Source organism: Marinospirillum celere (assembly GCF_900112235.1).
GTDB classification, from domain to species: Bacteria; Pseudomonadota; Gammaproteobacteria; order Pseudomonadales; family Halomonadaceae; genus Marinospirillum; species Marinospirillum celere.
The window spans coordinates 171,044-193,334 of record NZ_FOLH01000005.1 but is presented as its reverse complement, the minus strand read 5'-3'; the positions used below and the strand labels follow the sequence as shown (position 1 = coordinate 193,334).

The 22,291-nt window shown below is 50.6% G+C and carries 18 protein-coding genes and 1 tRNA gene; 8 read left to right on the top strand and 11 right to left on the bottom strand.

What is annotated here, in order from left to right:
• Nucleotide 1 precedes the first annotated feature (1 nt).
• On the bottom strand, nt 2–1,039 hold the full coding sequence (gene queA / locus BM185_RS12595) for a tRNA preQ1(34) S-adenosylmethionine ribosyltransferase-isomerase QueA (protein ID WP_091964407.1): 1,038 nt from the start codon (nt 1,037–1,039) through the stop codon (nt 2–4).
• Nucleotides 1,040–1,175: 136 nt separating this feature from the next.
• On the opposite strand from queA, the gene BM185_RS12590 reads away from it, so the two are divergent.
• The 3 genes from BM185_RS12590 (at nt 1,176) to BM185_RS12580 (ending at nt 4,509) form a co-directional block, all read left to right on the top strand.
• Nucleotides 1,176–1,262 (top strand) — tRNA-Leu (locus BM185_RS12590).
• Nucleotides 1,263–1,455: 193 nt separating this feature from the next.
• Nucleotides 1,456–2,502 (top strand): dihydroorotase, encoded by a 1,047-nt coding sequence (pyrC, locus tag BM185_RS12585; RefSeq protein ID WP_425434210.1) that lies wholly within the window; start codon nt 1,456–1,458, stop codon nt 2,500–2,502.
• Nucleotides 2,503–2,637: 135 nt separating this feature from the next.
• Nucleotides 2,638–4,509 (top strand): hypothetical protein, encoded by a 1,872-nt coding sequence (locus BM185_RS12580; protein ID WP_091964404.1) that lies wholly within the window; start codon nt 2,638–2,640, stop codon nt 4,507–4,509.
• Here BM185_RS12580 and BM185_RS12575 read toward each other — a convergent pair.
• The 7 genes from BM185_RS12575 to ftsY all read right to left on the bottom strand — a co-directional run bounded on the left by BM185_RS12575 (nt 4,496) and on the right by ftsY (nt 10,887).
• On the bottom strand, nt 4,496–5,347 hold the full coding sequence (locus BM185_RS12575) for an alpha/beta fold hydrolase (RefSeq protein ID WP_091964401.1): 852 nt from the start codon (nt 5,345–5,347) through the stop codon (nt 4,496–4,498). The genes BM185_RS12580 and BM185_RS12575 overlap by 14 nt on opposite strands.
• 8 nt (nt 5,348–5,355) lie before the next feature.
• Nucleotides 5,356–6,471, bottom strand: coding sequence for a helix-turn-helix transcriptional regulator (locus tag BM185_RS12570; protein WP_177203559.1), 1,116 nt, complete (start codon nt 6,469–6,471; stop codon nt 5,356–5,358).
• Nucleotides 6,472–6,515: 44 nt separating this feature from the next.
• Nucleotides 6,516–6,836 (bottom strand): hypothetical protein, encoded by a 321-nt coding sequence (locus BM185_RS12565; RefSeq protein WP_091964395.1) that lies wholly within the window; start codon nt 6,834–6,836, stop codon nt 6,516–6,518.
• A gap of 298 nt (nt 6,837–7,134) precedes the next feature.
• Nucleotides 7,135–8,004, bottom strand: coding sequence for an RNA polymerase sigma factor RpoH (rpoH, locus tag BM185_RS12560; RefSeq protein ID WP_091964393.1), 870 nt, complete (start codon nt 8,002–8,004; stop codon nt 7,135–7,137).
• Between the two features lie 67 nt (nt 8,005–8,071).
• Nucleotides 8,072–9,172 (bottom strand): permease-like cell division protein FtsX, encoded by a 1,101-nt coding sequence (ftsX, locus tag BM185_RS12555; RefSeq protein WP_091964390.1) that lies wholly within the window; start codon nt 9,170–9,172, stop codon nt 8,072–8,074.
• Nucleotides 9,169–9,837 (bottom strand): cell division ATP-binding protein FtsE, encoded by a 669-nt coding sequence (ftsE, locus tag BM185_RS12550; protein WP_091964387.1) that lies wholly within the window; start codon nt 9,835–9,837, stop codon nt 9,169–9,171. Before ftsE ends, ftsX begins: the two co-directional genes overlap by 4 nt.
• Before the next feature lie 24 nt (nt 9,838–9,861).
• Nucleotides 9,862–10,887: a signal recognition particle-docking protein FtsY gene (gene ftsY, locus BM185_RS12545; protein ID WP_091964384.1), complete on the bottom strand. Its 1,026-nt coding sequence runs from the start codon at nt 10,885–10,887 to the stop codon at nt 9,862–9,864.
• A gap of 91 nt (nt 10,888–10,978) precedes the next feature.
• On the opposite strand from ftsY, the gene rsmD reads away from it, so the two are divergent.
• Genes rsmD through BM185_RS12530 form a run of 3 tightly spaced genes read left to right on the top strand, consistent with a single transcriptional unit; the run spans nt 10,979 to nt 12,431 of the window.
• Complete coding sequence (gene rsmD, locus BM185_RS12540) at nt 10,979–11,575, top strand: 16S rRNA (guanine(966)-N(2))-methyltransferase RsmD (protein ID WP_091964383.1); 597 nt, start codon at nt 10,979–10,981, stop codon at nt 11,573–11,575.
• Between the two features lie 57 nt (nt 11,576–11,632).
• Nucleotides 11,633–12,118 carry a pantetheine-phosphate adenylyltransferase gene (gene coaD, locus BM185_RS12535; protein WP_091964381.1) on the top strand — a complete coding sequence of 162 codons (486 nt, stop codon included), beginning with the start codon at nt 11,633–11,635 and terminating at the stop codon, nt 12,116–12,118.
• A gap of 58 nt (nt 12,119–12,176) precedes the next feature.
• Nucleotides 12,177–12,431, top strand: a complete 255-nt coding sequence (locus BM185_RS12530; RefSeq protein WP_091964378.1) for a YfhL family 4Fe-4S dicluster ferredoxin — start codon at nt 12,177–12,179, stop codon at nt 12,429–12,431.
• A 60-nt stretch (nt 12,432–12,491) separates the two neighbouring features.
• On the opposite strand, the gene BM185_RS12525 is transcribed toward BM185_RS12530, so the two are convergent.
• Together BM185_RS12525 and purL are read right to left on the bottom strand one after the other, a co-directional pair.
• On the bottom strand, nt 12,492–12,725 hold the full coding sequence (locus BM185_RS12525; RefSeq protein WP_091964375.1) for a YheV family putative zinc ribbon protein: 234 nt from the start codon (nt 12,723–12,725) through the stop codon (nt 12,492–12,494).
• Nucleotides 12,726–12,800: 75 nt separating this feature from the next.
• Nucleotides 12,801–16,712: a phosphoribosylformylglycinamidine synthase gene (gene purL, locus BM185_RS12520; RefSeq protein ID WP_091964372.1), complete on the bottom strand. Its 3,912-nt coding sequence runs from the start codon at nt 16,710–16,712 to the stop codon at nt 12,801–12,803.
• Nucleotides 16,713–17,027: 315 nt separating this feature from the next.
• Here purL and mltF point away from each other — a divergent pair, with 315 nt between their 5' ends.
• A complete protein-coding gene (gene mltF, locus BM185_RS12515) occupies nt 17,028–18,458 on the top strand; it encodes a membrane-bound lytic murein transglycosylase MltF (RefSeq protein ID WP_177203558.1) in 1,431 nt (476 codons plus the stop codon).
• Nucleotides 18,459–18,581: 123 nt separating this feature from the next.
• Here mltF and glnA read toward each other — a convergent pair whose 3' ends face one another.
• Nucleotides 18,582–19,988 carry a glutamate--ammonia ligase gene (glnA, locus tag BM185_RS12510; RefSeq protein WP_091964366.1) on the bottom strand — a complete coding sequence of 469 codons (1,407 nt, stop codon included), beginning with the start codon at nt 19,986–19,988 and terminating at the stop codon, nt 18,582–18,584.
• 389 nt (nt 19,989–20,377) lie between these two features.
• Here glnA and typA point away from each other — a divergent pair, with 389 nt between their 5' ends.
• Nucleotides 20,378–22,189: a translational GTPase TypA gene (typA, locus tag BM185_RS12505; protein ID WP_091964363.1), complete on the top strand. Its 1,812-nt coding sequence runs from the start codon at nt 20,378–20,380 to the stop codon at nt 22,187–22,189.
• Nucleotides 22,190–22,291: the final 102 nt, after the last annotated feature.

Below are 22,291 nucleotides of genomic sequence, written 5' to 3'. Positions count from 1 at the left end.
TTCACTGGCTCTCTTGTGCGGAGTTGCGGCTTAATAGCATGGCATCGCCATAGCTAAAGAAACGATACTTGTTACGAACAGCTTCCTGATAGGCCTGCATAATGGGTTGATGGCCCGCAAAGCTACTGACCAACATCAAAAGCGTCGATTCAGGCAGGTGGAAGTTGGTGATCAGTAAGTCAACACACTGCCACTGATAGCCTGGATAAATAAAAATTTGGGTATCACCTGTGTAGGCTTGAATTTCACCTGAGCGGCTGGCTGTTTCCAGGCAACGCACACTGGTGGTGCCTACGGCAATAACCCGTCCACCACGCTGCTGAGTGGTACGAACCTGCTCAGCTACCTGGGGTGTGACTTCCAGCCATTCACTATGCATTTGGTGCTCTTCCAGCTTATCGACTTTAACCGGCTGAAAGGTGCCTGCACCCACATGCAGAGTAACAAAGGCTGTTTCTATGCCCTTCTTACGAATTTGTTCTAAGAGTTGGTCATCAAAATGCAGGCCTGCAGTCGGTGCGGCTACAGCACCAGGATGCTGGGCGTAAACTGTTTGGTAGCGCTCTTTGTCTTCTTGCTGATCTTCACGGTCAATATAAGGCGGCAGAGGTAAATGGCCGTGGTTTTCAAGCAGCTCCAACAGAGGCTCTTGGTTGAGAAAAGTGAGGCAAAAAAGAGCGCCCTCGCGTCCGGTACACTCAGCTTCTATACCGCCTTCAAGCAGTAGGCGAGTACCGGCTTTAGGTGATTTGCTGGAGCGAATGTGGGCCAGCGCCCGATGTTCATCCAAGGGTCTTTCAATCAAAACCTCGATTTTGCCGCCCGTTTCCTTCTGACCAAAAAGGCGTGCAGGAATCACCCGGGTATTGTTAAAGACCATCAGGTCGCCCGGTTTGAGGTAATCCAGGAGATCGGGAAACTGGCGATGACTGACCTGCTGGCCTTCAAGGACCAATAAACGCGAACCACGGCGCTCTGCAGCCGGGTAGCGAGCAATCAATTCATCTGGGAGTTCAAAGTGGAAGTCACTGCGCTGCATGCGGGGTCAATTTCTTCAGGCCATTGGAAAAAGAGCGATTTTACCTGAGATCTTTGCAAAGGTCATTGACGGATAGAGAAACATCCTTATAATACTCGCCACCTACCTAAGTAAGTCTGCTTACTTGCCCAGATATGCCGAAGTGGCGGAATTGGTAGACGCAGCGGATTCAAAATCCGCCGCCCGAAAGGGTGTGCCGGTTCGAGTCCGGCCTTCGGTACCACGCTTTAAATGCTCAGTTTTATCATTAGATTCAAACGCTTATCTTATCTAGAGCCAGCCAATCTATTCTTGTGTCCGGTCCAACTCCGGTCTTTTCCCTTCATTCTCATCACTTCTCTTTGCAGTGGTGTTTTTTTGTTCTAGCTTGCTGAAACGATTAGTATAGAGATACCTATATTAACGAGTAGCGAGCTATGGCGATTCAGGAATTAACCATCAGAACCCCCGACGATTGGCACCTGCATCTTAGGGATGACGCGTTATTGCAGGAAACCGTGCCTGCGACCAGTCGCTGCTTTGAACGGGCCATTATTATGCCCAATTTAACACCGCCCGTTACCACTGCCGCCAAGGCTGAAGCCTACCGGCAACGCATTCTTGCGGCCATTCCTGCCGGTCAGCGTTTTGAACCTTTAATGACGCTTTATTTGACCGATCAAACCAGTGCGCAAGATATTGCTGATGCCAAGGTGGCTGGCGTGGTTGCAGCCAAACTCTACCCAGCGGGGGCGACCACCAATTCCAGTGCAGCAGTCAACTCGCTTGAGCGGCTCGATCCAGTTTTTGCAGCCCTGGCGGAAGCGGGTATGCCCTTGCTGGTTCATGGTGAGGTCACCGATGCCGAGATTGATATTTTTGACCGCGAAAAAGTCTTCATCGACCGTCATTTAAGCCGTATTGTGGCTGAACACCCTCAACTTAAAGTTGTTTTTGAACACATCACCACAGCAGATGCAGTTGAGTTTGTTCAGCAAGGCCCAGAGCGCTTGGCCGCAACCTTAACGCCACAGCATTTGTTAATGAACCGCAACGATTTACTGGTCGGCGGTATTCGGCCACACAACTATTGCTTGCCTATTCTTAAACGCGCTACTCACCAACAGGCACTGCTTGATGCTGTGGCTAGCGGCTCAAGCAAGTTCTTCCTGGGGACTGACTCAGCTCCCCATAGCCAAAGTAGTAAAGAAAGCAGCTGCGGTTGTGCTGGCTGTTACAGTGCCTGGTCCGCACTAGAGCTTTATGCGCAAATCTTTGACAACCTGGGTGTGCTAGACAAGCTGGAAGCCTTTGCCAGTGAGCATGGCGCAAATTTTTACGGCCTGCCCCTGAACGAAAGCCGCCTAACCCTGGTGCGTGAAAGCTGGACAGTGCCAGAGCGCATTCAGCTACCCCAAGGGGAGAGCATGGTGCCCTTTTATGCGGGAAGAGAGGTGCAATGGAAGTTAAAGCAGCCTAGTTAAAGTGATAATTAGTTATCTTTCTTTTCCAAAATAAGTTTTTTCACCCAAATGGGTGATGCTGGCCTGTCTGCGTTCGCCAAAACTTACAACTCACAACACCTTTGTTGATTTGTTTGGCTGAAGCGGAGACCCAAAATGAAAAGTCGATTCAAAACCAGGCTTGCTTTCCTGTTTGCAGGCGCGCTCTTGGTACAGTTGTCCGGGTGTTTGGATAGCAGCAGTTCATCCAGTAGTCCTTCCAGTGGAACAGAAAATGGTGCCAATGATGGTGGAAATGATGATCCGGATAAACTAACTACCCTTTCCGGAACGGCTGCAGCAGGTGCTCCTTTGGTCGGTTTTGTTGCAGCTCGGGGGAGTGGTGAAGAAGAGCTGGTCTGGAGCCGCTTGAATGCAGATGGCAGTTTTGAGTTGAATCTAGATTCACTGCAAGGCCCCTATCTCATCTATGCAAGTGGTTTGGCAGGGGGTCGCGCCTACACCCTGCTCTCTGCTGCGACTGATGACGATGCTGGTGATGGGTCAGCAACCCTGAATGTGACGCCACTGACTGATCTGGTTGTTGGGGCGGTGACTGGGAAAAACCCGCAAGCCTTTTTTAATGACCCTGATTTTACTCAGCTCACTGCAGAAGCCTTGGAGTCTCAGGAAGAGCGTTTGCGTGGTCGTATCCAACCCGTGATGACGGCCTATCTTGATGAGCAGGCGGCTGCTTTTGATTTAAGGCGTAGCCCCTTTAGTGCAGACCGTTCTGGCTTTGATGCAGTGTTGGATCTACTGGAGGTGACCCTTGATGGAGAAACCGCCAGGCTGAGAAACCGGGCCGAAGGTACGGAGATAACAGAAAACCTGTCGACTGCTGCAGATCAGGCGGCTTTTTCAGACCCTGACCCTCAAAAAACAGCTAACTGGCAGCAAATTTCTGCTTCAGTGGCAGCATCCCTTAAAAACTTCAAAGAAATCGTTGATCAGCGTCCTTTAACGGAAGAAGAAGCTGAACGTTTTTTGCACCCGGATCTGAAGCTAACCTACGAAAACGTTCATGATTTTGATCAGGCCAAGGCACTGGCAATGAGTGACGACTCTGGGTTTCGTGAAGCCTTAATCCGTGAAGTCAATCTTTGGCAAAATTTTCTACTCGTTGATGTGGAAGAAATCGATGCCGAAACAACACGGGTGTCTGTGGATTTTGGGGATGTCGTGCCTCGGTGGCAGTGGCAAAAGGAGGAGGGTGACCCTGAATGGCGCTTACTGGGTAGTGGTCAGGAATGGGGTGCTTTCTTCTCGACTAATTTTGTACGCTTTGTCGGTGACTATGAAGGCTCTCGAACTGAGCTGGAAATGGAAGCCTATCTCGACCCTCATCCCACTCAATCCTTCTCTACAGGTGATAAAGCTGTTCTGCTGGCAATGCAGGAGGATGATGACGCTGAAGGGGGGTATAGCTGGATCGGGGATGAGGATATGCGCTGGATTGTCAGGGAGAGTGACCCTGATGAATCTTTTGAGCTGACTAGCAGTCAATTGGATCGCATGTACGCAGGACAGTACTTTCGCTTTAGAGTGCTCAATGCTGCCGATGAGGATAAGGTGGACTCTCAGTTGGTGCGTTTACTGACCGTTCCACCCCATGCTGAGGAAGCAGGTCTAGAGCTACCCGAATTTATACGCCCTTCGTTGCAGGAGTTGCGCAACCTGGTGATTGATGGTGGTGAAGTTGAAGTGGAATGGACGCTACCGAAGGGCTACCGGGCTTTGGAAATGCAAGCCTTCCGCTATGCAGCACCTTCTGGTGATTGTCAGGTGCGCTGCCTTGAAAATGGTCGAAATCAGGACACTCTACCCGATGGTATTCCGCTTTTGGATGAACAAACCTCAGGCACTTTTAATTTCCAGGCTGCGGATGAGGGCGGGGATGCGCTTGATTCCCCAGGAGAAATAGAGCTACGACTGGAGGTTCAGGATGTCTTTGGCCGCAATGTCTTCATCAGCTTTATTGGCCGCTAGCTTGGCTGGCAGACACCAGTTTTAGAAGCAGTTCTGCAAATCTGGAGGGATTACCTATGCCCTGGTAATGCCCTCCAGCTGGATCAATTGTTAGCTCAGCTCTGGGAAGCGCTCGGCTTAGAGCCTCGGCATGGACGGGCCGAATAAGCTGGTCAGTTGTGCCCTGGTATATAAAAACCGGCTGTTGGATATTACGAAGCTCAAAAGGCCAGGGTTGCAGCAACTGTTGAAGCTCCTGAGTAATTCTGGTCGCCAGGGTGAGGCTACCTTGCGCAAGGGCATCACTCATGGCCTTTAGGTAGGTATCGGCAACCTGTTTCTGGGTAAAGAGCTTTTGATCATTTTCGCAGAGAGAGCCAGTCATCACTTGGTAAATTGCTGGGGCGTCTTTCAGTAGGGTTTGGAGCTGTTCAATCAATTTTTCTGGCTGATCTTTTGCGGTAGCCCAGATAGGGCCATTCATGGGCCCGGTTCCATCCAGGGGGCTCTGCATTTCATGAGGGGCAGGGGTACTTAGCAGCCCAAGAGACTTCAGGCGTTCAGGTAGCAGAGCCGCTGCAGTCAATGCAAAAAAGCCACCCCCCGAAAACCCCAAAGCAGAAAACGCGTTGATTTTCAAATGATCAGCAAGCTGCTCCAGGTCGCTTGCAAATTGGCTCACGGGGTAAGAATCAATAAAAGGGCTTTTTCCATAGCCGGGCCGGTCAACCGCTATAAGATAGACTTGATCAGCCAAGCGGGTGGGAAGTAGGACTTCGCAGGATGAACCAGGCGTACCATGACAATAAAAAACAGGCCAACCACCTGGGTTGCCATGACAAGTATAGGCAAGTGGCATCTTATATCCTATTTTAAGCAGCTCCAGTTCATCAAGAGTTTACGCATGAGCTCTGCCTGGCGAGTTGTTTCTGTTTTGCGCAGGATGGATTTAAGCTGTGAACGCAGGGTATTGAGAGAGACCTGTAAGCAGTTGCTGATTTCATGTAAATCCTTGCCCTGTAGAAAATGGTTGAGTAGACGCACCTCTGCTGGGGTCAGTTGATAAAACTGGCCCAGAGCAAGGGGGTCGAGTTGAAGCTGGCGCTGGCTATCCAGGAGAAAGGCAAGATAGCTGCAACCTCTGTCAGCACTCAACTGTTGGGAGCTATTCTGTACTGTGACAAAAACCAGAGCAGCCTGCCCCTGAGCAATCTTGAGGGTCAGGGTGCTTGTCTTGGGCTGATTTTGCAGCGCTCTGTAGGCTTTATTGAGCCTGACTGCATCCTGATCTTTAGCAAAGGTTAGTTTTTCAGCTCGGGTTTTCAGACCGTAAACCTGATTTTCTAGTGCCTGCTCGGCTTCAGTATTCATCCAAACACAACGTAACTGCTCATCCAGCTCCCAAACACCATAAGGCAATTGATCCAAAGCCAGGCGGCTGCGAGTGAGTGCCTGGCGGTACTCATCCAGCAGGGTCAGGAGTTTGGCGGCTTCACGAAGATGGGGTGAGAAGTATTCCAGTAGCCGGCATTCTTGTGCACTAAAGGGGCCTTGGGACCTGGGCCGATGAACGCCAACTTGTAGGCTACGGGTCTGGCTTCTTTCAACGTGGGAACCCATGGCGTAAAAGTTGCCATTAAGTCGAAAAACCTGATTGTAGTGCTCGCTGCGCAGATAGTCCTGATCACTGATAACTGAGTGGCTGGCAGCAACCTTGCCTGCTGGAAGCTGTTCCAGAGTATCTATGAAAGGGTCCAGGTCTCTGAAGTTCTCAAGGTAATTGCGGGTGGCCTCAGGGCTGAAGCCAAAGGAAAAAGACTGATGAACAACAGCTGCTTGGCGATCAAGAAGGCGTAAGCAAGCGGTACCCGTGTTGAAAAACTCTGCCAGGCGGATTAAAAAAGGCGACCAGCCGTCCGGATGTGCTGGAGCAGCATATAAAAATGGAAGCAATTGATCAGGGTTTTGGGCTGATGTGATCATAGCTTCTATATAGCCCATCTGAACTTTGTGGGCAAGAGCTAACTTTAGCTGATTCGAGAATGCCGTCTGATCAGTTCTTGGAGCTGTTTGTGGGCTTGGTGCAGGGGTTCGGAGTCGTCAAACTGGCTATCCAGCTTGTGATCCAGTTGTTTTTGAAAACGGCAAGCAGCTTCTATTAAGTCCTCGTGACCAGCCTGTTGGGCGGTCCGTTTTACTTTGTTGAGCGTTGCCTGAAGAAGGGTTGCCTCAACATCCGAGCGTGTTTGCTTGGGTTTGTTGAAAAGACTATGCAGGTTCTTTTCAATTTTTCCTGCTTGCCAAGTTAAACTACTTACACAACTGCTGCGTAAATTTTTACTGTGCATTGTCGGCTATCCCTGACTTCGTTGTCAGCTGGTTGGCTTACTCTTCCCTGGTTGTAACCCTGCGCCCTCGTGTTTCTTAGGTTGACCAAGGAGTCTTGTTATTTTTTAGTTAATATTGTGATTCAAATCAAATTTGATCTTTGCATACTAGTCCAAATGGATAAGGTTGCAAGCTGGTCTTGAAAATTTTTTGATTTTTGTGACCTGTTACTTATTTTGAGCGAATAAAAAACCGGATTGCTTTGTAAAGCAATCCGGTTTTTTATTATTAAGTAAGACTTAATTAAGTAAGTTGGATTTAAGCGACTAGCTCACCTTGCATAGCGGCTTTTACTTTATTCATAGCATTCTTTTCTAGCTGACGAATACGTTCAGCCGAAACACCGTAGATATCAGCCAATTCATGTAGAGTGGCCTTGTTCTCATTCAGCCAACGCTTCTGCAAAATATCCTTACTTCTGTCATCCAGGGAATTGAGTGCTGACTGAAGCCGACCGCTTGCATCGGCTTCGGAGTTGTCAGCCTCTATCATTGCAGCTGGGTTATAGCGCTGGTCTTCCAGGTAGTTAACAGGTGCATAACCACTGTTATTGTCATCTTCGTCATCCATGTAACCGTCAAAGGCGGCATCATAGGAGCTAAGGCGTCCTTCCATTTCCCGAACGGTTTCTGGTTTGACGTTTAGATCTTCAGCTATGGCTTCAACCTCCTGGCCATTGAGCCAGGTTAAGCTTTTCTTGGCACCGCGCAGGTTGAAAAAGAGTTTGCGCTGGGCTTTGGTGGTTGCCACCTTAACGATACGCCAGTTCTTCAGAACAAATTCGTGAATCTCGGCTTTGATCCAGTGAACGGCAAAAGAAACCAGGCGAACACCCATGCTTGGGTCGAAGCGTTTTACGGCTTTCATCAGGCCAACATTACCTTCCTGAATGAGATCGGCCTGTGCCAAACCGTAACCGCTGTAGCTTTTGGCAATGTGAACAACAAAACGAAGATGTGAGAGTACCAGCAGGCGTGCGGCCTCTAGATCCCCCTGCTCCTGCAGGCGATATCCCAGGTCTTTTTCTTCATCAGCCGTTAACAAAGGAATGCTGTTAACAGTCTGGATGTAAGCGTTTAAATCACGGCCTGGTGAATAAAGATCAACAACCTGAAGTTGCTTGCTCATTATGGATCTCCGTAAACCTTAGGCAAAAAATTCTGAATCCTAAGACCTGTTAAATGTGCAAAAGTTCTTATCTGGGTTCGATGGCTCCAAGATGCCTGCTGACAGCAAGCCAGGCACCCAGCCAACCTAAAAGGGTAGCAGAAAATAAGAGCAAAAGGGAATCCCTGAAATTAAGGCCAATAAGGCTGAAATCGCTGGCATAGGCGCTAGCAAGCGAACGTACAGGACCATCCAGCCAGAACAGCGATAAATTGATGAGTATCCAAGCTAGGATGCCGCCGCCCAGGCCGTACCAGATGCCCGTGTAGAGGAAAGGCCGGCGTACAAAAGCGTTGGTGGCGCCAATGAGTTTGATAACGACAATTTCCTGGCGACGGTTTTCAATTGCCAGCCGAATCGTATTGCCAACCACCAAAAGTACAGCGATACCCAGCAAAAGGCCCAAAGCGGTAATCATGCGTTGGCCCAGTTCCATAATATGGAAAAGTCGTTTGACCCAAGCCAGATCCAACTGAGCTTCTTCAACCTGAGGGAGGCGATCGAGCTGATCAACCAGCGCCTGTTGGGCTTCAATACCGGAAATACTGGGTCTGACAATAATTACTGCAGGTAAGGGGTTATCATCCAGATAGTTGAGAGCCTCGCCAAAACCTGAAAACTCTTTGAATTCTGCCAGGGTTTGTTCTTTGGACAGGTAACGGGTTTCAGCAATATCATCACGCAGCTGCAGTTCCTGCATTAAATCCCGACCGCCTTGGTCATCAACCTGAGCTTCCAGATAGAGTGAAATCTGAGCACTGCCATCCCAGTTGCTGGATACTAACTGAGCATTATTCAGGAAGATATAAAGGGCAACGGGCAGTGATAGGGCAATGGCAATAACCGCCCAAGTCATCAAGCTGGCAAAAGGGGCTGTCAGTAAGCGCTGGAGGCTGTCAGCTGCCATAGCAGCATGGTGACGACGCCAGGCCCGAAAGCGGGTACTGGCTTTTACCCGGCTGATCTCTGCACTGGCAGCACTTTTTCTGGGTGCGGGTTCGGAGCGCAAGCGATTGGGAGGTGGTTTGCGCTTAACCGGAGGTGCTGGTTTTTTTGAACTGGTGCGCCGGGAGTCCTGAAAGGTGGCTCCACTGGGTTTGGAGGGGCTGCCTGGACGTTTACCGATCATCTTGGCGCTCCATCGTGAGTAATGCTGCCTTCAGTTAGTGCGAGCATGCGTTGCCCCATGCGGCCAATCAGGTTTAGATCGTGAGAGGCAATCAGCACGGTGACACCCACAGCATTGAATTGGCGGAAAAGCTGCATGATTTCTGCAGAAAGCTTGGGATCAAGGTTACCGGTCGGCTCATCGGCCAACAAAATGGGGGGCTTGTTAACCACCGCGCGCGCAATCCCGACACGTTGCTGCTCACCACCAGAAAGCATGATGGGTGTGAACTGCTCTTTGGAAAGCAGGCCAACCTTATCCAGAGCTGCACGAACTCTTTTAGCGATATCCTTGGGATCCATGCCTTCAATAATTAGGGGTAGGGCAACATTGTCATAAACGCTGCGATCAAAAAGCAGCTGGTGGTCCTGAAAAACAACACCGATTTTACGGCGCAGAAAAGGAATATGCCGCTTGCCTAACTGACTAAGGTGAAGGCCATCAATCATGACCTGTCCACGGGTTGCCACTTCCATGCGCATGATCAGCTTTAGAAGGGTACTTTTTCCTGCCCCTGAATGGCCGGTCAAAAAGGCCATTTCCCCTTCCTGCAGGGTGAAATTGACGTTTTGCAGGGCTTCATGGCCATTTTCATAGCGTTTAAAAACGTTCGTGAACTGAATCATAGGCCCTCCGGGTGGCCTGCTGGTTTAGGACGCCGGTTGTTCTTCAAGAGGAATATCCAGCAAGGCTTCGACAAAGCTGTCAGCATCAAACTCACGCAGGTCTTCAGCCTGTTCGCCAACACCAATAAAACGTACGGGGATGCCCAGCTCGCGGGCCAGTGCAAAAACAATCCCGCCCTTGGCGGTGCCATCCAGCTTGGTCAGTACGAGGCCGGTTAGGGGGACGGCCTGGTTGAACTCACGCGCTTGCGCAACGGCATTTTGACCGGTTGCTGCATCCAGCACCAACAGGATTTCCTGAGGGGCCTCGGTATCTAATTTTTGCATAACGCGGCGAACCTTGGACAGCTCATCCATCAGGTTGCTTTTATTATGTAGGCGCCCGGCTGTATCTGCGATCAGAATATCCACATTACGGGCTTGAGCCGCTTGCAGAGCATCAAAGACCACACTGGCGCTGTCGGCACCGGTATGCTGGGCGATCACTGGAACTTGATTACGTTCACCCCAAACCTTGAGCTGTTCTACTGCGGCAGCACGAAAGGTATCCCCGGCGGCCAAGAGAATTTTTTTGCCCTCGCCTTGATAGCGCTTGGTGAGCTTGCCAATGGTTGTGGTTTTGCCAACCCCGTTGACACCCACCATTAAAATAACAAAAGGTTTTTGAGTGTCTGTGGGAATTTCCATGGGTTTACAGACTGGGAGCAGCAGGCTTTTCAATTCTTCCTTCAGCGCATTGAACAGAGCCGGTGCATCCTTTAATTGCTTACGATCCACCTTGTCGGTCAGGCTAGCAATAATTTCCTGAGTGGCCTTCATGCCAACATCCGCCATCAATAAGCGGGTTTCCAGTTCTTCAAGTAGTTCATCATCGAGTTTGCGATCACTACCAAAAAGCCCCGCCAATCCTTCAGTTAAACCGCTGCGTGTTTTAGCCAAACCTTGCTTAAGGCGGGCTAGTAAGCCGGTTTTTTCGGGCTGAGTGGAGGTGTCTGCCGGGCTTTCAGTCGCATCCGACTGTTTTTTATCGCGTTTGAATCGTCCTAACATGGGTGTTGGTATCTTAATCGTTAAGTGAATACGTTATCCTATCACCTGCTCGCAATAGAAGGTAGAAGGCAAGTTGCCAACTGGAGACAAGATGCCAAAACGTCAGAAAAGTTTAAAGCAGGGTCTGCAAGGACAAGTGCGAATTATCGGGGGAGACTGGAGCGGTCGCAAGCTGCCAGTACCTGAAGCAGAAGGCTTGCGACCGACATCTGACCGGGTCAAAGAAACCCTATTCAACTGGCTGCAATTTGATTTGCCAGCCAGTCGTTGCCTGGATGTTTTTGCAGGTAGTGGTGCTCTGGCAATGGAAAGTTTAAGCCGGGGAGCGGCCCGGGTGCTGCTGCTAGAAAAAGAACCTCGTGTCGCCAAACACTTGCGCGAAAGCTTGATGGTTTTAGCTGAATCCAGAGCAGAGGTTTTAAATGCCGATAGCCTGGCCTATTTAAACCAGCCAGCCTCCGAACAGTTTGACCTGGTTTTTCTTGATCCGCCCTTTACTCAAGGTCTGCTGGAACCCGCCTGTCAGCTACTTCAAGAAAATGGCTGGCTGGCGCCAGGGGCAAAAATTTACTTGGAAATTGAAAAACAGGCACCGGCATTGCAAGTACCCAACGGCTGGCAACAACTCAAACAAAAAGAAGCCGGTGAAGTCCGCTTCTCTCTCTACCAAGGTTATGCCGATAAGTGATTTGAGCCCTGGCTGGCTTTTGGGTAAGATGCTCGCTCTTTTCCCTGGGAGACAAACATGACACTGGCTGTTTATCCTGGAACCTTTGATCCTTTAACCCTTGGCCATCAGGACATACTGCAGCGTGCCTGTCAGATGTTTGATCGGGTTGTCCTGGCTATCGCAGCCAGTCCTGGGAAGAAGCCCCTGTTTAGCTTGCAAGAAAGAATTGAATTGGCACAGCAGGCGCTGGTCGACCTTCCCCAGGTTGAGGTGAAAGGCTTCGATGGTCTGCTGGTTGATTTTATGCAACAGCAGCAAGCCCAAGTGGTGCTCAGAGGCTTGAGGTCAGGCGCTGATTTTGACTATGAACTGCCTCTGGCTCAGTTGAATCGCAGTCTTACAGGTGTTGATAGTGTATTTCTACCGCCATCACCTGAGCTCTCCTTTATTGCCTCTTCCCTGGTGCGTGAAGTGGCCAGTTTGGGAGGCCCCATAGAGCATCTGGTGCATCCCCAGATCGCTGAGGCCCTGCAGAAAAAATTTAACCTGAACCCTTCTTAACAAATAGAATCTATAACGGCTAATAGCCCACTCGCTACTTAAAAAGAGGACAAAGTGTATGGCTTTGTACATTACTGACGAATGCATCAACTGTGACGTTTGCGAGCCTGAGTGCCCCAATGGTGCTATTTCGCAGGGCGATGAAATCTATGAAATTGACCCCAACCTCTGTACCGAGTGCGTGGGTCACTATGATGAACCCCAGTGCGTGGATGTCTGCCCGGTTGAGTGTATTCCCAAAGACCCCAACCATGTCGAAAGCAAAGAAGAGTTAATGGAAAAATACGAAACCATTACTGCTGCTTTGGGCTAAACCAGCAAGCAACCACTAAAAAAGGGTGCCTAGGCACCCTTTTTTAGTTCGGTTTTTAATTCAGTGCGTCTTGGTGTCAAAAATCTTCACTACCTGAATCTCATCCTTGGGATCCGGCTGGGTTTGATTCACGCGTGTGGGCAACTCCTCCGGTGCCTCTAAAGACATAGAGTCGGTAAAACCACAAGCCACACACTCCCGATGCTGCATCCCATCTTCCTGCCAGGCCTTTAACCGATCCATAGCTGCACACTTAGGGCAGACGGCGCCGGCGATAAAACGTTTAATTGGCATTGGTTTCTCCTGCCATTCAAGGATGAGAGTCCATTGTTAAAGCTTGCTGTGGGAGCTTTCTCCGAAAGCGATACCTTAATCCACCCACTTACGTGCATTGGCAAAAATCCGTTGCCAAGGTCCCTGTTCGCCCCATTCATCCGGGTGCCAGGAGTTAGTCACTGTACGAGCAACCCGTTCAGGGTGAGGCATCATAATGGTAGCACGCCCATCCGCACTGGTCAGGCCGGTAATACCCGCAGGTGATCCATTGGGGTTCAGCGGATAGCGTTGAGTGACCTGGCCGCGGTTATCAACAAAACGCAGGGCAATACTACCACTGGCTTCGGTTGCCTGAAGCTGAGTGGCATCGGCAAACTCAGCGCGTCCTTCACCATGAGAAACAGCAATCGGCAGGCGTGAGCCTTCCATGCCCTGCAACAGAATGGATGCCGATTTTTGGACCTCAACGCTTGCCACCCTGGCTTCAAACTGCTCAGACAGGTTGCGGACAAAACGCGGCCAGTGATCAGCGCCGGGAATCAGTGACTTCAACTGCGACAGCATCTGGCAGCCATTACAAATCCCCAATGAAAAGCTGTCTTCCCGCTCAAAGAAGGCGGCAAAGGTATCCCTGACCTGAGGGTGGAAGAGTACGGATTTGGCCCAGCCACCGCCGGCACCCAAAACATCGCCATAGGAGAAGCCACCGCAGGCCGCCAGGCCCTTGAAGCTTTCCAGACTGATACGACCTTCCAGCAGATCACTCATATGCACATCTACTGGATCAAAGCCTGCACGATAGAAGCCAGCAGCCATTTCCAGGTGGCTGTTAACCCCCTGCTCACGCAGAATAGCCACTTGCGGACGTGTATTCAGATGCAGATAAGGGGCAGCAGGATCTTCATTAAGATCAAAAGTCAGCTTGGGGTTGATACCTGGGTCTTCAGCATCCAAGAGGCCATCAAATTCTTCCTGGGCACAATCGGCATTATCGCGCAGTGCCTGAATACGGAAGCTGGTCTCGGACCAGGTGCGTTGGAAGTGAACACGACTGGATTGTAAGAGGTTATCGCCTTCCAGAGAGAAGTTGATCTGGTCATCATCACTGGGTTGGCCGATCACTTGAGTGTGTTCACCCAAACCTGCCGCAGCCAGTTGCATGAGTACATACTCAGTGTCTTCCTGACGTATTTGCAGGACAGCACCCAACTCTTCAGCAAAGAGTGCAGCCAGGGCTTCTTCTTTATTAGTTGCCAACAAATCCAGCTTGATATCCAAACCTGAGTGACCGGCAAAAGCCATTTCAGTCAAAGTGGCAAAGAGGCCGCCGTCGGAGCGATCATGGTAGGCCAGCAGCTTGCCTTCACTAGCCAAGCCCTGAATGACAGCAAAGAAAGCCTTGAGATCTTCAGGATCATCCAGATCCGGTGCTTCACAGCCGACCTGATTATAAACCTGTGCCAAGGCTGAGCCACCCAGACGGTTTTGACCCAGGCCCAGATCGACCAGTAGCAGGTCACTGGCACCCAGATCCTTACGGATTTGTGGGGTGAGGGTGTGGCGTGCATCAGTAACTGGTGCAAAAGCAGTAACCACCAGAGACAGGGGGGCAGTGACGGCTTTTTCTTCACCCTGTTCATCCTGCCAGACGGTGCGCATGGACATGGAATCCTTGCCCACAGGAATGGCAATACCTAACTGAGGGCAGAGCTCCATGCCTACCGCTTTGACGGTGTCATAAAGGGCCTGGTTCTCACCAGGATGATTGGCTGCGGACATCCAGTTGGCAGAAAGCTTGATATCACCCAGCTTATGAATGCTGGCTGCTGCGATATTGGTAATCGACTCGGCCACGGCCATACGACCAGAGGCCGCCGGGTTGATTAAAGCCAGGGGTGTGCGTTCACCCATCGCCATGGCTTCGCCAGTTTCGGTGAAGGGTGTGGTGGTGGTCACAGCACAGTCGGCTACAGGTACCTGCCAAGGGCCAACCATCTGATCGCGAGCTACCATACCGGTGACACTGCGGTCACCGATAGTAATCAAAAACTGTTTGCTGGCGACTGTTGGCAGGCGGAGGATGCGTTCAGCTGCATCTTTAAGATTGATATCAGAAAAATCCAACTCAGGTAATTGCACCTGCTGGCGCTGGAATTCGCGGGTCATTTTGGGCGGCTTGCCAAAGAGCACGCTCATCGGTAAATCGACCGGCTGAGTGTTGAAATGACCATCTGTAACCGTGAGGTGATGGTCAGCTAAAGCTTCACCGACCACTGAATAGGGCGCTCGCTCACGTTGGCAGAGTGCATCAAAGGCATCCAGATTTTCCTGTGCTACAGCCAATACATAGCGCTCCTGGGCTTCATTACACCAGATTTCCAGTGGGCTCATGCCAGGTTCGGCATTGGGCACGGCACGCAGATCAAACAGCCCGCCGCGCTCGCCATCTTTGACCAGCTCAGGCAGGGCATTAGACAGGCCGCCAGCGCCGACATCGTGGATGAAACAAATGGGGTTCTGGTCGCCCAGTTCCCAGCAGCGATCAATCACTTCCTGAGCCCGACGCTCGATTTCCGGGTTATCGCGCTGAACCGAAGCAAAATCCAGGTCTTCCCTGGAAGCGCCGGTAGCCATGGAAGAGGCAGCACCGCCGCCCAGGCCAATATTCATCGCCGGACCACCTAAAACGATCAGTTTGGCACCGACAGGAATTTCTCCCTTTTCAACGTGGTCGGGGCGAATATTGCCAAACCCCCCAGCCAGCATAATCGGCTTATGGTAACCACGACGCTCACGACCGTTAACCCCCTCGGCATTTTCTTCAAAGGTACGGAAGTAGCCATTCAAATTGGGACGGCCAAACTCATTATTAAAAGCGGCACCACCCAGAGGGCCATCAATCATAATGTCCAGGGCAGAAACGATGCGATTGGGCTTGCCATAGTCCTGACTTTCCCAGGGCTGAATAAAATCAGGAATACGCAGGTTGGAAACACTAAAGGCGGTTAAACCTGCTTTGGGTTTGGAGCCAACACCTGTGGCACCTTCATCACGAATTTCACCCCCGGCACCCGTGGCTGCACCTGGATGGGGCGCTATGGCGGTGGGGTGGTTGTGGGTTTCCACCTTCATCAGTATGTGCGTGGGTTCAGTAACTGGCTGCCAGCTTTTGCTCTGTGGCTCGGGAAAAAAACGCGGCGCTTCAAAGCCGGCAATGACCGCAGCGTTATCCTTATATGCTGAAAGCACGCCTTCCGGTGAAGCCTTATGGGTATTGCGAATCATGCCAAACAGTGAATGTTCGGCAGCTTGACCATCGATCACCCAGTCGGCATTGAAAATCTTGTGGCGGCAATGCTCAGAATTGGCCTGAGCAAACATCATCAGCTCAACATCATTGGGGTTGCGGCCCAGATCAGTAAAGCTTTTCACCAAATAATCAATTTCATCTTCAGCCAGGGCCAGACCCAGTTGTTGATTTGCTTGAACGAGGGCTGCCTGACCCCCATTAAGGATATCCACTGAAGCCAGAGAGCGAGGCTGCTCCTGGCTGAAGAGTTGCTGCGCTGTCAGCGGGTCACGTAGAAGGGTTTCAGTCATGCGGTCATAAAGTTGCTTGCCCAGGAGTAGTTGCTCATCACTGCTCAGCGGTTCATTGGGTTCAAGAATATAGACCACACCCCTTTCCAGGCGGCGAATGCTGGTAAGGCCACAGTTGTGAGCGATATCCGTTGCCTTGGATGACCAGGGTGACTGGGTGCCCATGCGGGGAACTACTAGAAAGTATTCGCCCTGAGGGTCTTTTTGCCGGGCTTCTGAAGGGCCATATTCGAGCAAGGCTTTCAGGGTTTGCAACTCGCCATCGCTAAGCTTTTCAGCGGTATCAACCAGGTGCAGGTATTCGGCGTAGACACCTGTAACCTTGGAGGAAATGGCCTGAAGTTGGATCAGGAGCTTGGTGGAACGAAAGGCAGAAAGTGCGGGAGCGCCTCGCAGTTCGAGCATTACAGAAGCCTCTTGAAAGAGCAGAAGTCACGGGACAGGAAAAATAGGTGCAAATGATAGCGCAAAGCGCGTTCTAGAACCATCACAAGACAGAAAATGAACCTCTAGTCACAGAAACTAGTCAGTTTTTGGCGATTATTTGATCAGTGTTTGGTAGAATTACATAAGTCAACGATAAGAAACCTAACTATAAAAATAAGCCAAACAGGCAATTGATTGATATCTATGAGTTTTAGCTCGTGGGCTCAGGTGTCCGGCAATTCAATCCGGGTAAATCAGAAGCAAATATCGAACGCTTTCGATGAGTTAGGAATCATGAAATTCAAGTTTCTCCCGCTTTTTTTAGTAATCCTGATCGGCCTATCGGCTTGTGATCGGGTAGACCCTTTAGAAAAAGTGCTTGAAAAAGGCAGTTTGAAAGTTGCGCTACGCAGCAGTCCGGCAGTCTTTTATGAGCACCGGGAAGGGCATGCTGGTTTTGAATACGAGTTAGTGCGCTCTTTTGCAGAGCATCTGGGTGTCGAGTTAAAAACAGTTATCGTTGAAAACCAGCAGGAAATGGAATCCTTGTTAGACTCCGGCCAGGTGGATTTAGTGGCTGGTGGCTTAGGGCGCACTCAAGAACTGCAAGAACGCTACACCCTAACTAAGCCTCTGTTGGATTCAGCGCTGATGGTTGTGTATCGGCGCGGTACTTTTAGACCCCGAGCCTGGGAAGATATTGCCGAAGACAAGGATCTGGCGGTTCTGGCTGACTCAAGACAGGCTGAAGTGCTGCGCAATCAGCAAGCCAAGTATCCTGAGTTAGGCTGGAAAGAAACAGAAGACCTGGCCGTTACTGATCTTTTGAAGCTAGTTCAGGATGGTGAGCTGGACTATGCATTGGTTAGTGCCCAGGACTTTAATCTCAATCGCTTTTTCTTTCCGCGGGTAGGCGTTGCTTTTGATGCTGAAGCAACCTCTTCTTTGGTTTGGATGCTGCCGCGCAAAGCACGTGGCAGCCAATTCAATGCCATTGCTGATGGCTTTGTTGCTTATGCCTCGCGCCAGGGTGTCATTGATGAAGTGCGCGAGCGTTACTACCGGCATGAAGAGTACCTGGAGTATGTGGGTGCGCCCCTGTTTTTACGCCATGTGCGCAACCGCTTGCCGCTTTATGAAGATCATTTTAAAGCGGCAGCAGAAGACCAGGGTTTGGATTGGTTGCTTTTAGCAGCCGTTGGCTTTCAAGAATCCCACTGGCGTCGTAATGCGGTATCACCAACCGGTGTGCGCGGGCTGATGATGTTGACCCAGCGTACTGCGGGTGAATTGGGTGTCAATCGCCTGGATCCCTATGAAAGTATTGAAGGCGGCGCTCGCTATTTGCGTCACCTTTACAATCGTCTGCCGGATCAAATACAGGGACCGGATCGCACCTATATGGCGCTGGCTGCCTACAATGTTGGTTATGGTCATCTTGAAGATGCACGGCGGATTACCCAGGGCCAGGGCTATGATCCCAACAGCTGGGATGATGTTGCTGAACATTTACCGCTGTTGACTCAACGTCGTTGGTATAGCCGTACCCGTTTTGGTTATGCGCGGGGTAATGAGCCTGTTGTTTATGTCAAAAATATTCGTCGCTATTTGGAGATACTTGAATGGCACGAACGTACCCAGGAGAATTTCCTTGAGAAGCTTGAAGAAAGAGCTGCCAAGGTGCGTTTTGAAACCGCTTTTCGTAAGGTGCCACCAATGATCTGATCGTTTTTTTAGATTAGGGAGACGTAGCAACTCTTAAGGCCGGGTCCTTTTAATAGGTCCGGTCTTTTTTTTTTGGCATAAAAAACCCCGCCGTGGCGGGGTTTTTGTTTCTGGTAATGGCTATTACACAGAGTAATACATGTCAAACTCAACAGGGTGAGTCGTCATGTTCAGACGATCCACTTCTTCCTGCTTGAGCTGCAGGTAACCATCGATCATGTCGTCAGTGAAGACACCACCTTTGGTCAGGAACTCACGATCTTTGTCCAGAGCTTCCAGAGCCTCAGTCAAGCTACTAGCAACCTGAGGAACGTTGGCTGCTTCTTCGGCAGGCAGGTCATACAAGTTCTTGTCCATGGCATCGCCAGGGTGGATCTTGTTCTGAATACCGTCCAGGCCAGCCATCAGCAGTGCCGCGAAGCACAGGTAAGGGTTGGCTGAAGGATCAGGGAAGCGCGTCTCAATGCGACGTGCCTTGGGGCTGTTGACGTAAGGAATACGGATGGAAGCAGAACGGTTGCGCGCTGAGTAGGCCAGCATAACAGGAGCTTCAAAACCGGGAACCAGACGCTTGTAAGAGTTGGTTGAGCTGTTGGTCAGGGCATTCAGAGCCTTGGCGTGCTTGATGATGCCGCCAATGTAGTAGAGTGCCATTTCAGACAGGCCACCGTAGCTGTCGCCAGCAAAGAGGTTGTTGCCGTCTTTGGACAGAGACTGGTGAACGTGCATACCTGAGCCGTTGTCGCCAACCAGGGGCTTGGGCATGAAGGTTGCCGTTTTGCCAAAGCCGTGGGCAACATTGTGTACGCAGTACTTCAGGCGCTGTACTTCGTCCGCTTTTTTGACCAGAGTATTGAAGGCAACACCGATTTCACACTGGTTAGCAGTCGCTACTTCGTGGTGGTGAACTTCAACTTTCAGACCCATGGCAGTCATAGCATTACACATGGCGCCACGAATTTCGTGCGAAGAGTCAACAGGAGGTACAGGGAAGTAGCCGCCTTTAACGCGAGGACGGTGACCCATGTTGCCGCCTTCGATGGTTGCATCAGAAGACCAGGCTGCTTCTTCAGAGTTGATTTCGTAAGAAGCACCGGACATGTCCTGCTTCCACTTAACATCATCAAAGATGAAGAATTCGGGCTCAGGACCGAAAAAAGCGGTGTCAGCAATACCCGTAGACTTGAGGTATTCTTCGGCACGCTTGGCTACAGAGCGGGGATCGCGGTCGTAACCCTGCATGGTGCTGGGCTCAATGATGTCACACTGAAGGATTAGCGTGGGTTCATCAGTGAAGGGGTCCAGAACGGCAGAAGTATCGTCAGGGCGCATAATCATGTCTGACTCATTGATACCTTTCCAGCCGCCAACGGAAGAACCGTCAAACATCTGGCCGCCATCAAAGAAGTCCTCATCGATTGAGCTGGCTGGGATGGTGACGTGCTGTTCCTTGCCGCGTGCATCAGTGAAGCGCAGGTCTACCCACTTCACATCGTGTTCTTTAATAAGGTTCAGGCTTTTCTCTGACATCTTCGCCTCCGTTGATTGGCGTTGGTTCAAAAAAGGATGTTGGTGTTCTAGTAAGATAGTAAGCAAGCCCTGTGCCAAAACTAAGCAAAAAAGCTGCAAAGCGCATTATCTCTGATGCACTCGATCCTGGCAGGCTTCACAATGAAGCAAAAAATGTAAAAATGAAACCTTTAATGCACCCGAATGATGCAAGGGCTGAGAGTGTGCACCAATATGATGCTCCATAATGATGCGTTGCACTGAAATGCATCCAATCATCAAAAAGCTATTCCTGTCACCTTTCAGGGGTTATACTGTCGCGCCCTTTTTTCAGGTAGGCCAAATGAAGTTCGAGTTTATTCTGGCTGCCTGGTATCTGACCAACTTCCGGCTTGACCGGGGAGCAGCTAGTGATTGAAAAACTACGTAACATCGCCATTATCGCCCACGTTGACCATGGTAAGACCACCCTGGTAGACAAGCTTCTGAAGCAATCTGGAACCCTGGATCGCCGTGATGCCGAATCCGAGCGGGTCATGGATTCCAATGATCAGGAGAAAGAGCGCGGTATTACCATTCTTGCCAAGAATACTGCCATTGATTGGGAAGGCTACCGTATTAACATCATTGACACGCCGGGCCACGCCGACTTTGGTGGTGAGGTCGAGCGGGTCATGTCCATGGTCGATTCCGTCCTCCTACTGGTGGATGCGATGGATGGCCCTATGCCTCAAACGCGTTTCGTGACCCAAAAAGCCTTTGCCCGTGGCCTTAAGCCTATCGTGGTGATCAACAAGGTTGACCGACCTGGTTCACGCCCTGACTGGGTTGTTGATCAGGTTTTTGACCTCTTTGATAACCTGGGTGCAACGGATGAGCAACTGGATTTCCCCATCATCTATGCTTCAGCCCTGAACGGTATTGCCGGTGATGACCCTGAAAACATGGCTGAAGATATGGCGCCCTTGTTTAAAGCGATCACTGATTTGGTGCCTGCACCGAATGTTGATCCCGAAGGCCCTCTGCAACTGCAGATTTCTGCCCTGGACTATAATTCCTATGTGGGTGTTATCGGTGTAGGCCGGGTAACCCGCGGTCGCGTTAAGCCCAACCAGCAGGTTGTGATAGTGGATCGTGACGGCAAGAGCCGCAAAGGCAAGGTTGGTCAGGTGATGACTTACCACGGTCTGCAGCGCAACGAGAGCCCTGAAGGTGCCGAAGCGGGTGACATCATCTGTGTGACCGGCTTTGATCCTCTGAGTATCTCAGACACCATCTGTGACCCTGAAGCGCCCGAAGCCCTGCCAGCCCTGACCGTCGATGAACCAACCGTGACCATGACTTTCCAGGTCAATGACTCACCTTTTGCCGGTAAAGAAGGCAAGTATGTGACCAGCCGCAACATTAAAGAGCGTCTGGAAAAAGAGCTGATCCACAACGTTGCCCTGCGCGTTGAAGAAACCGAAAGCCCGGACAAATTCCGTGTTTCCGGTCGTGGTGAGCTGCATCTTTCGGTATTGATTGAAACCATGCGCCGTGAAGGCTTTGAGCTGGGTGTTTCCCGTCCTGAAGTTATCATTCGTGAAATTGATGGCGTCAAGCAAGAGCCTTATGAAGAGTTGATCGTTGATGTTGAAGAGCAGCATCAAGGCGCGATCATGGAAGAACTGGGCAAGCGTAAGGCCATCATGAGCAACATGAACCCTGATGGTAAAGGTCGTGTCCGTCTGGACTTTGTGATCCCTTCACGCGGTCTGATCGGTTTCCGTAACCAGTTTATGACCCTGACTTCAGGTTCCGGCATCCTGACCAGTATTTTTGACCACTATGGTCCTCTGGCCGAAGGTGCTATGTCCAGCCGTATCAATGGTGTGCTGGTGTCCATGGCTGCTGGTAAGGTTTTGGCCTATGCTCTGACCACTCTACAGGATCGTGGTCGTTTGTTTGTTGAGCCAGGTGTTGAGGTTTATGAAGGTATGATCGTGGGTATTCATGCCCGCGATAATGACTTGGTTGTTAACCCAACAAAAGCCAAGAAACTGGACAATATGCGTGCTTCTGGCAACGATGAAACCATTCAGCTGGTTCCACCGGTTCGCTTCAGCTTGGAACAGGCTCTGGAATTCATTGATGATGACGAGCTGGTTGAAGTGACGCCGCTGCACACGCGTATGCGTAAGAAGCTGCTTAAAGAAAATGAGCGTAAGCGTTCGAAAAAGTAAGAAATCAAGCAAGATAAAAACGGCCTTCGGGCCGTTTTTTGTTGAACAAGTTGCTGGTTTTTAGAGTCCCAGACATCAAATGACCGTTCTTTAAGGAGATAC

Excerpts from the sequence above, each read along its gene's own strand:
- queA (WP_091964407.1), bottom strand. The coding sequence starts at position 1,039 with ATGCAGCGCAGTGACTTCCACTTTGAACTCCCAGATGAATTGATTGCT.
- pyrC (WP_425434210.1), top strand. The coding sequence starts at position 1,456 with ATGGCGATTCAGGAATTAACCATCAGAACCCCCGACGATTGGCACCTG.
- BM185_RS12580 (WP_091964404.1), top strand. The coding sequence starts at position 2,638 with ATGAAAAGTCGATTCAAAACCAGGCTTGCTTTCCTGTTTGCAGGCGCG.
- BM185_RS12575 (WP_091964401.1), bottom strand. The coding sequence starts at position 5,347 with ATGCCACTTGCCTATACTTGTCATGGCAACCCAGGTGGTTGGCCTGTT.
- BM185_RS12570 (WP_177203559.1), bottom strand. The coding sequence starts at position 6,471 with ATGATCACATCAGCCCAAAACCCTGATCAATTGCTTCCATTTTTATAT.
- BM185_RS12565 (WP_091964395.1), bottom strand. The coding sequence starts at position 6,836 with ATGCACAGTAAAAATTTACGCAGCAGTTGTGTAAGTAGTTTAACTTGG.
- rpoH (WP_091964393.1), bottom strand. The coding sequence starts at position 8,004 with ATGAGCAAGCAACTTCAGGTTGTTGATCTTTATTCACCAGGCCGTGAT.
- ftsX (WP_091964390.1), bottom strand. The coding sequence starts at position 9,172 with ATGATCGGTAAACGTCCAGGCAGCCCCTCCAAACCCAGTGGAGCCACC.
- ftsE (WP_091964387.1), bottom strand. The coding sequence starts at position 9,837 with ATGATTCAGTTCACGAACGTTTTTAAACGCTATGAAAATGGCCATGAA.
- ftsY (WP_091964384.1), bottom strand. The coding sequence starts at position 10,887 with ATGTTAGGACGATTCAAACGCGATAAAAAACAGTCGGATGCGACTGAA.
- rsmD (WP_091964383.1), top strand. The coding sequence starts at position 10,979 with ATGCCAAAACGTCAGAAAAGTTTAAAGCAGGGTCTGCAAGGACAAGTG.
- coaD (WP_091964381.1), top strand. The coding sequence starts at position 11,633 with ATGACACTGGCTGTTTATCCTGGAACCTTTGATCCTTTAACCCTTGGC.
- BM185_RS12530 (WP_091964378.1), top strand. The coding sequence starts at position 12,177 with ATGGCTTTGTACATTACTGACGAATGCATCAACTGTGACGTTTGCGAG.
- BM185_RS12525 (WP_091964375.1), bottom strand. The coding sequence starts at position 12,725 with ATGCCAATTAAACGTTTTATCGCCGGCGCCGTCTGCCCTAAGTGTGCA.
- purL (WP_091964372.1), bottom strand. The coding sequence starts at position 16,712 with ATGCTCGAACTGCGAGGCGCTCCCGCACTTTCTGCCTTTCGTTCCACC.
- mltF (WP_177203558.1), top strand. The coding sequence starts at position 17,028 with ATGAAATTCAAGTTTCTCCCGCTTTTTTTAGTAATCCTGATCGGCCTA.
- glnA (WP_091964366.1), bottom strand. The coding sequence starts at position 19,988 with ATGTCAGAGAAAAGCCTGAACCTTATTAAAGAACACGATGTGAAGTGG.